Source organism: Terriglobus sp. TAA 43 (genome assembly GCF_000800015.1).
Lineage (GTDB): Bacteria > Acidobacteriota > Terriglobia > Terriglobales > Acidobacteriaceae > Terriglobus.
On sequence record NZ_JUGR01000001.1, the window covers coordinates 3,112,229 to 3,123,644 of the forward strand.

An 11,416-nucleotide genomic window follows, 5' to 3' on the forward strand; every position below is an offset into this window, starting at 1 on the left:
CTAGGCCTTCGCCTCAAGAGCCAGAACGCGGCCAATCACGCCTGCAATGCGTTCCCAGTTTTCGGTTTCAATTGCAAGCTGTTTGATCCCGCGCTTGGTAATGCTGTAGAAGCGTGCGCGTCGGTTGTTCTCAGAGACACCCCACTCGCTTGAGATCCACCGCTTCTGTTGCAAGCGCAGGAGCGATGTGTAGACGGTGCCCTCATTCAGTGTCAGCACGTCTTCGCTCAACTGTTCAATACGCCGTGCAATCCCGAACCCGTGCAAAGGGCCCAGTGCCTGCAGCGTCTTCAGGATTATGAGATCCAGCGTTCCTTGTAAAACCTCGGATTTTTCCTCTGCCACGTCCGCTCCTATGGATACTGCAAAGAAGATACATGAACTTCCTTTGCAATGACCATAGAAGAGCGACGGATTGTCAGGCTTACTGTGCAGTTACCTAAAACAACCTGGTATCGCATGCACGAGGAGATGCACCGGGTCCGAGGTTTGGAGCGTGGTTGCCGTATAGCAGAGGCCTTCATACGCGGCAATCAGAGCTCTGACCCAGGCCTGTCGGGTTTGAGGTTTATGAACGTAGAGGGCTATATCTCCGACATGAAGCAAGTAATCCAAATGAAGTCAATACGTTGAAGGTTGCAGGAGAATTTTTGACAAGGCGTGAAGAATCTGGGAGACTCCTTTCTGTTCCTCATATGACCCCAAAATGACGCCGGGACTTTCCCGCGCATATTTGGGCTTAACTGTACGACTTTTGCCTTGATCTCTTGCGGTGACACTACATTCTGCGCACTACCAAAGAGATCGCACCTATTTTAGGAGCGTTCATGACGACCTTTCTGCGCCGTTCTTTTGCAGTTTTGTTTGCTGGCCTCATAGCATTGGCTCCCGCGCACGCCACGCAGGCCACGCTCACCGCGGACGCACATGTCGACAGTTCTCGCCCGGCCGTTAATCTGGGCGGCGTTTCCAATTTGAATGTGGGCAATGGCTACACGTCCTTTGTACAGTTCAGCCTCTCTTCTCTTCCCGCTGGCATCACTGCGTCTCAGGTCTCCAAGGCGACGGTCACGTTCTATGTGAATCGCGTCAATACTGCGGGCACCGTGTCGGTGCTTCCGGTTACTGGAGCCTGGACGGAGACGGGCATCACGTACAACAGTCAACCGGCGGTTGGTGCGGCAGTAGGAAGTTTTTCGGGAACTACGGCGGGACAGTTCGTCACCGTAGACATCACGTCGCAGGTGCAAAGCTGGATAACGTCCCCATCTACAGATCTCGGCCTGGCGCTCACCACCTCCAATGCAGACCTTCAGCTTGACTCGAAAGAGAGCGGACAGACCGCTCATCCGGCATCACTCGACGTCACGATTACATCCATGGGAGCGACCGGTGCAACGGGCGTGCAGGGCATTCAAGGTATCCAAGGCGCAACGGGCGCGCAAGGCATTCAGGGTATCCAGGGCGTTACGGGAAATACGGGCGCGATAGGTGCCACCGGTGCAACTGGAGCCACAGGTGCAACAGGTTCCACAGGCGCTACCGGCGCGGCTGGCATTAACTACCGCGGAACCTGGAATAGCTCGACTATCTATCTGTCCAATGATGCTGTCACTCTGAATGGTTCCACTTACATTGCTACCGCGAGCAATCAGAACGTTACGCCAGGTAGTGAACCCACGATTTGGCCTGTGCTCGCATCCGCGGGCAGTTCAGGTGTGGCTGGTGCAACGGGCGCCACGGGTCCGCAAGGCATTCAAGGCATACAGGGTGTCACTGGAGCTACCGGAGCAACTGGTGCTCAGGGAGCCACGGGAGTCACAGGTGCTGTGGGTGCGACAGGTTCCACGGGCGCAACTGGAGCCACTGGGGCTATGGGCGCAACAGGTTCTACAGGTGCTACTGGAGCCACGGGCGCGATCGGAACCACCGGTGCGACGGGTTCGACAGGAGCTACAGGAGCTACAGGAGCAACCGGCGTGACCGGAGCCGTAGGTGCGACAGGCAGCATCAGTTACCAAGCGGTTTGGAGTAACTCCACTATCTACTCGAAGGGAGCGATTGTTTCCGATGCCGGATATGCCAATGCCTGGGTTTCACTTGTAGACGGCAACCTGGGGCAGAATCCGACCTCAGTCGGTTCCACTCCCAATGCCTACTGGGCGCGTCTTGTGGCGCAGGGTGTGAATGGCGTGAATGGTGCGACAGGAGCCACGGGAGCTGTGGGCGCCACCGGTTCTGTTGCTTCTGTCTCCGTGACAAACGGCAACGCCACAGGATCGGCTTCCGTTAACACCGGCACGGGCGCGCTAATAATCAACTTCCCAAGCAGCAGTGGCGGAGCAAGCTCGCCGGATCCAAGCGCATTCTCATTCGCAACGATTCCGCTTACGATCTCGCGAAACCCCATCAACACAGCCACAGGTATTTATCTGACGCCGATCGGGCCCAATTCGACTCTAACCCCCACGATTCCGGCATACGTGTATATTCCTGCGACGTGCCATGGCTACTTTGCTGTCGCGTCGGCGCCGGGCAACTACTTCAATGCTCAGACGACGAATGCGGTTGGGGGCACTGGTACAAGCGTGGGTACCTGCACCGCCGCTGCAGGAGGGACTTGCAAGATCGATCTTGGAACGCTCTCGGCGGGCTCGTATGTCACCGTCCTAGTGACTTCAACGAGTGGCGCCTCGACCGCAAATACTGGAGTGCACATGACTTCATTCGCATGCCAGTAATAGCTGCAACGTAGCTATCTACTGCTGCGAAGAAGTCTGATTGCAGGGCGACATACCGTTACTTCCTGCGTAGCCACATTTGAAATGGAGCCAAGTCCACATTTGAGCCGCTTCAGTACAGTACGGAATGCACGCCTTCTGATCTCATGCGCCTGCGCAGCTCTTCTGCTTGGTGTTACAACTCCCCAGATCATTGGGCAGACGCCTGCGCAGCTCCGCGCGCTGCAGCAAGTCGGTGTGCGTCCGCTTGTAGTTTCAGGTGGACAAGAGGCGAGCAGTCAAAAGTTAAATAACCCTGCCGCTCTTGCTTTTGATTCTGCGGGCAATTTGTACATTGCCGATCAGAACGATCAACTTGTGGTTGAAGTTCTGACCACCGGCATTATGAAGACGGTGGCTGGCTCGGGCGCGCAGGGCTACGCGGGAGATGGTAGCGCAGCCACCAGTGCGTTGTTGAATCTTCCGGCGGGTGTTGCCGTTGATGCCGCTGGCAATGTGTATATCGCTGATACAGGCAACAATGTGGTGCGTAAGGTTACGCCCGCGGGAATTATCAGCACAATTGTGAGTGCGGGACTGGCTGGCCCAACAGCTTTGAACGTGGATTCCAACAGCAACCTCTATATTGCTGACACGCAGAACAATGTCATTCGCAAATTCAACGGCACAACGCTGACAGTGGTTGCGGGCAGTGGATCACAGGGGTTTGGTGGTGATGGCGGCGCGGCGACGTTGGCATTGCTGGATCAGCCAATGGGAGTGGCTGTTAGTTCCACCACACTGTATATAGCGGACAGCAACAACAATCGCATCCGCGCTGTAAACCTCTCCACAGGAATCATTACGACATTTGCTGGAACCGGAACGCCCGCCTTCGCAGGTGACAGCGGATCTGCCGCCAGTGCGTCGTTCTCGTATCCCACGGGTCTCGCACTGGATGCCAGCGGGAACCTGTTTGTAGCTGATACCAACAATAACCGGGTACGTGAGATTTCTTCCGGTGGCAATGTTTCCACCCTTGCAGGCAATGGTCAGCAGGGCTATTCGGGTGACAACAATATCGCTACGGCGGCCACGCTGAACTCGCCTTTAGCGATTGCTTCCGCGCCCGGTGGAGGGGTTGCCGTCGCTGACACGGACAATGACCGTGTCCGTTTCGTGACGCCTGCAGGCATCATTCAAACGATTGCGGGAACTGCTGCTCCTGGCGCTGAGAGCCTTCAAGTTGCCGCGTCTTCACCCTCACTCGTCTATGGCACTGCAGCTCTTACAGCTACCTTCAGCAATGGTGGTAACACCGCCACCGGTGCAGTGACCTTCCAGGACGTCACTGCTGGAACGACGCTTGGCTCGGTCAATCTGGCCTCCAACACAGCTTCGATTTCTTTGCCCGCCCTTGCCGCTGGTATCCATCAGATCGTGGCGAGCTATGCTGGTGACGGCAACAATCCCGCGGTGGCAAGCGGCATCTATGTGTTGACAGTGACACCTGTGGCAGTCACGGCTTCTGCCAATGCGGTCGCACAGCCATATGGCACGGCAATCCCCGCACTCACGGGAACTCTGACGGGTGTTCTGCCTCAGGATGCGACTACTGCTACGGCGGTTTATGCTACGACCGCAATGCAGACATCAGCACCTGGTACGTACCCCATCACGGCCACGCTTACAGGGCCGACCGCTGCAAATTACACACTCTCGCTCGCGTCTTCGTCTGGTTCCATGACGATCACTAAGGCGAATACCAACATTACGCTGTCATCTAACCCAACCACGCAATACGCGGGTGTGGCTGTCACGTTGAAGGCTGTCGTGTCGAGCGTGACTACGGGCACACCTACGGGCAGCGTAACCTTCTTTGACAACGGCACCGCCGTTGGAACCGTCGCGCTGACCGCGGGTGTGGCACAGATCTCCACAAGTGCTCTGGCAATTGGCGCGCACGTCATCTCCATGACGTATTCGGGCGACACGAATTTCCTGAATGGAAGTGTCACTGCCAGCAGCGGTGCAACGACTGTAACCGTGGCGTCAGATCCTGACTTCGCGGTGGCCACGACCTCCGGCACGTACGCCGCGAGGACGATCGTTCCGGGTGATTCGGCGACCTTCAACTTCACCGTTACTCCCGTGGGAGGGCCGTTCACTTCGCCGATCACACTGGCCGTCAGTGGCCTGCCTACCGGCGCTACTGCTACGCTCACGCCGACGTCGGTGACACCGGGTTCCAGTGCGACGAACTTCGTCCTTACGGTATCCACTCAGAAATTCCATGCACAGATGGAGCAGCTTGCAGGTGGATCTGTGGGACTGGCGCTGCTTCTGCTGCCGTTTGTTCGCAATCGGAAGATGCGTTACGCAAGCAATCGCATGGCTCGTCTTGCAATGCTGCTGTTGCTGGCAACTGCGGCGGGTGCACTGAGTGGCTGCGGTAGCAGTGGTTTCTTTGGTCAAGCGCAGACTGCCTCGACCATCACAGTTACTGCCACCGGTACCAATGTCGCTGGAGTTACGGTGCAACATTCCACAACAGTGACGCTTACCGTTCAGTAGAAGGGAACTGCACGCCTTGAGAACTTTATCCATCCTGTTGTTAGGCTTCGGCCTTGCTGCTGCCGCTTCTGCGCAATCGAAGGGTGGAGATGTCGCACTCACCTATACACCCGAGCGCGCGAATCTTTTGGGTGGTTGTGGCTGCTTCTGGCTGCAGGGCGGTGGCATCGAGGCTGGTGTGAATGTATCGCATGGCTTTGGCCTCGCTGCCAATATGACGGCCGTGCATTCAAGCCACATGGGGTCGCAGAATGTTTCGCTCGGATTACTGACCTTCACCATGGGGCCACGTTATCGTCTGCAACTGCCAGCTGTTGGCAAGCACGGTAATTCTCTTACGGGGAAGTGGCTGATCGGTTTAGATCATGGTTTCGATTCCGTTTTTCCGGGTGATGGCAATGCCTTGTCCAGCAACACCTCATTCGCGATGGATGCTGGTGTGCAGTACGACGTCGACATTACGAATCGCTTTGCGATTCGTCCGCTTGAGGTCGACTGGGAGCGTTCCACCTTCCCGAACACAAATGCGAATGGCTCTCAGAACACCCTGCGGTTGGCCTTTGGGGCGCTGGTTCGCTTCGGCAAGCAATAGGATGTTTCTTGCATGGTGGAAGCCACCCGACCTTCGGTAGTTGTTCTTATTCCTGCATGGCATCCTGATGAGCGTCTGTTGCAACTGGTCACGGAGCTGCAAGCGCACCTACGACTTCGCATTGTGATCGTTCTTGATGGCGACCAGGAGCAGTACCCCCAGATCGTCGAGAGCCTTTCAAACCTTGAGAGCGTCACGCTGCTAAAGCATGTCGTGAACCTCGGAAAAGGTCGCGCTCTGAAAACGGGCTTCAACTGGATATTGGCAGAATTGCCGACCGCCATCGGCGTGGTCACAGCAGATGCGGACGGACAGCACACGCCTGAAGATATCGTTCGCGTGGCCGAAGCGCTGATTGTGGAACCCAAGCGATTCATCCTTGGGGCACGCAGCTTTCATGGCGATGTGCCATTCCGAAGCCGCATGGGAAACAGCATCACACGGAATCTCTTCTGGATGCTGGCCGGACGTCGCATTCAGGATACCCAGACTGGACTACGTGGTATTCCACTTCATCGTCTGGCCGGATTGATGACGCTTAACGGAGAGCGCTATGAGTATGAGATGAACATGCTCGCCTACCTCTGCCGCAGTGGCGCGCCGCCGGTCGAAGTTCCGATCCGCACCATCTACATTGAGAACAATCGTTCTTCTCACTTTGATCCGATCCGCGATTCCATGCGGATTTACTTTGTCCTGCTGCGGTTTTATTTCTCGTCGCTTATCGCGGCGGGCATCGATTTCATCTTCTTCACGGTTACCTTCTCTCTTACGCATGACGTGCTGTATTCCATGGTGGTTGGAAGGCTCAGTTCGATTGCAAACTTCCTGTTGAACAGGCGGTTTGTCTTTCATTCGAGTACGTCAGTGCGTGGTGCGCTTTGGCGTTATTATGCGCTCGTCGTCGTCTTCGGTGCCATTGGATACGGTGTCATCACGGGGCTTTCGCGTTGGCTACATGTGCCAGTCCTGCTGGCGAAGATCGTCACGGAGACAGTGTTGTCGCTCGCCAGTTTCGCATTGCAGCGTTTGTTCGTGTTCCCAGCGTCTAGCGTTCCGGAATAACAGGCAGCGGCTGATTCAGCACCATGCGCAGAGACAGGTCTTGCAGATCGGTGCTAACAAATCGCTCACGGAAGCTCATGTAGTTCGCTACCAGCGCCAAACAGAAAATAGCACCGGCAAAACCCTTTGCCCAATGTTGATCTTCGTTTGAAGCATGGTGCTCTAGCCATTGCCAAATGGCTAAAGTAGCGGCTGCGGCAAGGAGGCAAAGTGGCGCCCAGCCAAGCGCCGCATAGCGCAGATTCATCCGATGCTCCGTAGTTAACGGAAGGGCGAAACAGAGAAAGCTGATGGCTGCGCACCAAAGCAACAAGGTGTTCCGTTTTGTGATCAGCAGCAAGACACCGAATATGGCCAGTGAGACAAGCAGTGGATCGGCGATCCAGGTCGTTTTGATCCACGATGCTGCGGTGCCTGTTTCGTACATGCGTCCGTAAGGTGCATTGGCAACCGCTGTGTAAGACCTGTGAAAGAACTCGGCGGTGCGGCTGTAACTACCGATGGAATGGCATACCCACCATGCTCCCATCGCTGCTGTGATTGTGGCAGAAGCTGTCACTACGACAATGTCGCGCCATCGCTGCTGTCTTGCATATGCGATACAAAGCAGCAGCAGGAGTAGCCCTGCTTGGCTCATGGATGTTTCCTTCACAGTGATAGTCAAGCCCGCGAGCGCTCCTGTCGCAATGAGCCAGACCTGCGGTTTTGGCCTGCGCAGACACTCAAGCATCAGTAGAAGAATCAGTGCACCAATACATCCGGCGAAAGACTCCATCCACCCGCGTCTCGCGGCGATCAGCTCTGGAGGGCAGACGGCGAACAGAGCCATCGCTATGGGCGCGGCACTTGGAGAAAGATGTCTCCACGCGATCACGCCGATCAAACCGAGGCAAAGAATGCTGGCAATACATGAGAGCTCCGCACCTGCACCGGGCGTTGTGTCTCCTGATACGGTTTGCGCGATGCGCAGTGGAAGCAGAAATCCAACTCGAACAGGCGAGGGGAATACGGCGAGTTCTGGGTGGCTTTCCCATTCGTCTGCCACCGAACGAATACCGCTGGCGGACCACTTGTGTGCCTGAGAGGCGTAGGTGTTTTCATCGGGGGAATGAAATCGCACGCTGCCCAGATCGATAACACGAAGTGCCGTTCCTGCAAGCAGGACAAGTGTGCAAAGTAGAAATGGTAGAGAGCGCAGATAGTTTTTCATCGTGAACTCCCAGCGCGTTTCGCTTGCTCTGCAAGAGCCCATGCGAGATTGTTTTTTGCCAACTGAAAGTCAGGCTTCAGCGCAACTGCTTGCTTAGCGGCATTCACTGCTGCATCCCAATGCTTCAACTCGGCTTCGCTTGCAGCGATGTTATTCCATGCCTCTGCCATGCCGGGGCGGATGGCCAATGCAGCTTTCGCGGACGCAATACTTCCGGTGAAGTTGCGCTCCCGATACATCGCCAGCGATTGATCCACGAGTTCTTCCGGAGTTTTCGCCGACGTTGTCGGCTTGCTTGCAGCGGCTGAATATGCGGCAAGGTTATTGCGCGCAAGCTGGAAGGTTGGATCTATGTCCAATGCGTGTTTCACATTCTCCACCGCTTGCTTCCACTGCCCCATACCGGCATATGCAGCTGCAATATTGTTATAGGCAGCAGCAGATTTGGGATTCAAAGCCAGCACCTTTTCTGCGGCGGTGATCGTTCCGGGATAGTCTTTCGCTTGATAGCGTGCCAGCGACACGTTCAACCACGTATCGACGTTGGCAACTACCGGATGAGCAAGGTATGCCTTGGCTTGCGCATCGCCGGGGTTCATCGCAAGAATCGCATCCGCCGCGGCGTGCGCGGCAGTGGCGTCACCGCTGATGGCGAGCGTCTGCATCAACTCTTCTCGCTGCGCCAGACGTGCTGGATTCAGTCGTACCGCCTCGCCCAACTGCTGTAGCGCTTCCGACAGGCGCATCTGCGTGTGTAGCCAACGTCCATAAAAAAAGTGCGTCTGGTCGTCAGCAGGGGCCAGGGCGATGGCTCGCTGAAAATGCTGCTCTGCCGCCACTGACCGGAACATGGCACCATTCACCACGCCCAGGTTGATTTCCAGCGAGGGATAGTTTGGCGTGTATGTGGCGGCGCGGTCGAAATATGCGAGTGCGACGGGATAGTTACCATGTCCCATCTGCGACAGCCCATAGATCATCAAACCGCGGCCATTACGCGGGCTTTTCTGTACGTCATCCAGCCAGAGCGAATCTTCATCGTGCCACACCTTGTTGCGCTGCCACGTTCCATAGCCATACGCACACAGCAACGCAATGGTGCAGACTGATGCGATCTTCCACACAGGTAAATCGCGTCTGCGTATGGCAAGCTGCTCGACCGCAAGCCACGCTGCCCACACAACTGCCAGCATCAATCCCACGAACGGCAGAAACATACGATGATCGTTCTCGACTTCAGAGAGAACATAGAACGATGTTGGAAAGGAACCGACCAGGAACCAAACCAGTCCGAATGCTATGGGGCGTAGAGTCACGCGACGCGTGCACACAACAATCGCAGCTGTCACCACTGCCAGGAACAGGAATCCCCAAAGGACATCTGAGCTCACATGATCGAACGCGGGGAGGTCTGTGTCGACGTTCAGATGAATCGGTAGAAAGAAGGAGCCAAAGTAGCGTAGAAGGACAAACGGTTGCGTGATGCGATACGCAAAGCCGGAAACTGACGTTGGAGCGTATGACTTCGGCGTCATTGCCGATTGCAGAACCAATGCTGCAACAGCGACAACGGTAGAAGGCATCAACACGAGCAACCAACCCTTCGCGTTTGTCTGCTTTTGCTTTTCAAAGAGCAGGCAATAACCGATCAGAAGAGCCGGGAACACCACGGCAGGCGGTTTGCTAAGCATGGCCAGCGCAAAGGGCAACAGATACAGACCAGTGCGTCGAAGGTTGGGCCCGCGCGCATAGATGGCGAGCGCCGCCACGACGCCGCAGGTGCTGTACAGATCGCCGCGTTGAATGATGTAGTTTACGGTCTCGGCCATGGCCGGGTGAAGACCGAACCACACTGTCGCCAGCAACGCAGGAATCCAACTACGCTCGCCTCCACCTGCACGCTTCAGCACTTCTTTGCAAAGTACGAACATGCTGGCGAGAAGGACCAGAAAGATAAGAAACGTGCCTAGATGAAACCACGTCGGCACATATCCGTTTCCCAGGGCATAGTCCATAGCAAGCGACGCCGATACCAACGGGCGGTATGTCTGGTTTGCCGGGAGAACGCTGAAGGTGGTCGTGTCCGTGAAGAACCGCGGCAGGTTGTGCAGGCTGCGAATGTGCGGATTATCTATGACGGTGTGGAAGTCGTCGAAATGAAACCCGTTATGCCAGTGGTTCGCATACGCAATGCAGACGGCAATCACACAGCATAGAAAAGCAATAGTCTGTTTTCGCTTCAAGGCGAACGCTCACAGTCCCAACATTCGTAGTTCGATACCTCCATGGTAAAGCTAAAGCGTTATTCCTTCATCCATCCGTGCCGCGTCATCCACACGGCCAACAGATCCGGCCATGCAGATGGCCCTTGCAAATCCTGCGCAAGCACAACACCGTGGGGTCCGTGTTCAAACAAGTGCATCTCGATGGGAAGATGTTTTTGAATATAGGCCGCATAGAAGGACATGCTGTTCTGCACCGGAACCACACCGTCATCTGTGGTTGCAAACAAGAAGGCAGGCGGTGAATTTGTGTCGACATGAAGTTCACTGGATAGCCGAGCCTCTTGCTCTGACGTTGCTTGGGGACCCAGCAAATTCTCATGCGATCCATGATGAGTGATCTCGGGCCGCATGGAGATCACAGGATATGCAAGGATTCCGAAGTCGGGTCGTGCATTAACCGCATCGCTGCTGTCTGGTGTAGATGCCAACTGTTGTTGCCATTGCGTCATGAGGTACGAAGCAAGATGTCCGCCAGCGGAAAATCCCCACACGCCAATCTTTTCTACAGAGATATGAAACTCATCTGCCCTGGCACGAATAAGGCGGACAGCACGCAAGCCGTCCAGCATTTCGGTGGGATAGTGGTAAGGAGCGACGCGATAGTGAAGCACAAAAGCGGCAACGCCATGCTCCTGTAGCCAGACGGCAACCGGCTTTCCTTCCGGCGCTGCCAGATATCCATAAGCGCCCCCAGGAATGACAAGCACACCGGTCTGTGCGGGATTTGTGGTTGGTAGATAAACATCCACGGATGGTTGATCCGCGTCCGTCGAACCTTTCGACAGTGGGGCAGTCCCGGACCAGAGTGGAATTGTTATCGGTGAAGACTGCGCTTCTACCTTCGTACCGGGAAAACAACTAATCACCAATGGCAGAAAAACAAACCGCGCGCATCTCCACGCGGTGGCCTTGAACATTTTCTTCACGCTCCGTCATCTCCTTAAAATGCTTTGGCCAGCGGTCCGCGTTT

At 55.7% G+C, this 11,416-nt stretch carries 8 protein-coding genes; 4 read left to right on the plus strand and 4 right to left on the minus strand.

Annotation, left to right across the window (positions count from 1 at the left end):
• On the minus strand, positions 1–345 hold the full coding sequence (locus M504_RS13245; protein WP_047492142.1) for a PadR family transcriptional regulator: 345 nt from the start codon (positions 343–345) through the stop codon (positions 1–3).
• A gap of 482 nt (positions 346–827) precedes the next feature.
• Between M504_RS13245 and M504_RS21380 the strand changes: the two genes are divergently transcribed.
• From M504_RS21380 to M504_RS13275, 4 genes are all read left to right on the plus strand, one after another.
• Positions 828–2,741 carry a DNRLRE domain-containing protein gene (locus M504_RS21380; RefSeq protein WP_052200707.1) on the plus strand — a complete coding sequence of 638 codons (1,914 nt, stop codon included), beginning with the start codon at positions 828–830 and terminating at the stop codon, positions 2,739–2,741.
• A gap of 102 nt (positions 2,742–2,843) precedes the next feature.
• Positions 2,844–5,294 carry an Ig-like domain repeat protein gene (locus tag M504_RS13265; RefSeq protein ID WP_052200708.1) on the plus strand — a complete coding sequence of 817 codons (2,451 nt, stop codon included), beginning with the start codon at positions 2,844–2,846 and terminating at the stop codon, positions 5,292–5,294.
• Positions 5,295–5,310: 16 nt separating this feature from the next.
• Positions 5,311–5,886: an outer membrane beta-barrel protein gene (locus M504_RS13270; protein ID WP_156993746.1), complete on the plus strand. Its 576-nt coding sequence runs from the start codon at positions 5,311–5,313 to the stop codon at positions 5,884–5,886.
• A 12-nt stretch (positions 5,887–5,898) separates the two neighbouring features.
• The gene (locus tag M504_RS13275) at positions 5,899–6,951 is read left to right on the plus strand and encodes a bifunctional glycosyltransferase family 2/GtrA family protein (protein WP_047492157.1); all 1,053 of its coding nucleotides are present in this window, start codon (positions 5,899–5,901) and stop codon (positions 6,949–6,951) included.
• Here the strand turns inward: M504_RS13275 and M504_RS13280 are convergent.
• The 3 genes from M504_RS13280 to M504_RS13290 are packed head-to-tail and all read right to left on the minus strand — an operon-like array spanning position 6,935 to position 11,363.
• On the minus strand, positions 6,935–8,161 hold the full coding sequence (locus tag M504_RS13280) for a glycosyltransferase family 39 protein (protein WP_047492161.1): 1,227 nt from the start codon (positions 8,159–8,161) through the stop codon (positions 6,935–6,937). The two genes, M504_RS13275 and M504_RS13280, sit on opposite strands and share 17 nt — an antisense overlap.
• Positions 8,158–10,404 (minus strand): tetratricopeptide repeat protein, encoded by a 2,247-nt coding sequence (locus tag M504_RS13285; RefSeq protein WP_156993748.1) that lies wholly within the window; start codon positions 10,402–10,404, stop codon positions 8,158–8,160. The genes M504_RS13280 and M504_RS13285 overlap by 4 nt, the downstream gene beginning before the upstream one ends.
• Positions 10,405–10,463: 59 nt before the next feature.
• Positions 10,464–11,363: an alpha/beta hydrolase gene (locus M504_RS13290; protein WP_052200709.1), complete on the minus strand. Its 900-nt coding sequence runs from the start codon at positions 11,361–11,363 to the stop codon at positions 10,464–10,466.
• Positions 11,364–11,416: the final 53 nt, after the last annotated feature.

Bases quoted from the DNA above. Each gene is read 5' to 3' on its own strand.
- M504_RS21380 (WP_052200707.1), top strand. From the start codon at position 828: ATGACGACCTTTCTGCGCCGTTCTTTTGCAGTTTTGTTTGCTGGCCTC.
- M504_RS13275 (WP_047492157.1), top strand. From the start codon at position 5,899: ATGGTGGAAGCCACCCGACCTTCGGTAGTTGTTCTTATTCCTGCATGG.
- M504_RS13280 (WP_047492161.1), bottom strand. From the start codon at position 8,161: ATGAAAAACTATCTGCGCTCTCTACCATTTCTACTTTGCACACTTGTC.
- M504_RS13290 (WP_052200709.1), bottom strand. From the start codon at position 11,363: ATGTTCAAGGCCACCGCGTGGAGATGCGCGCGGTTTGTTTTTCTGCCA.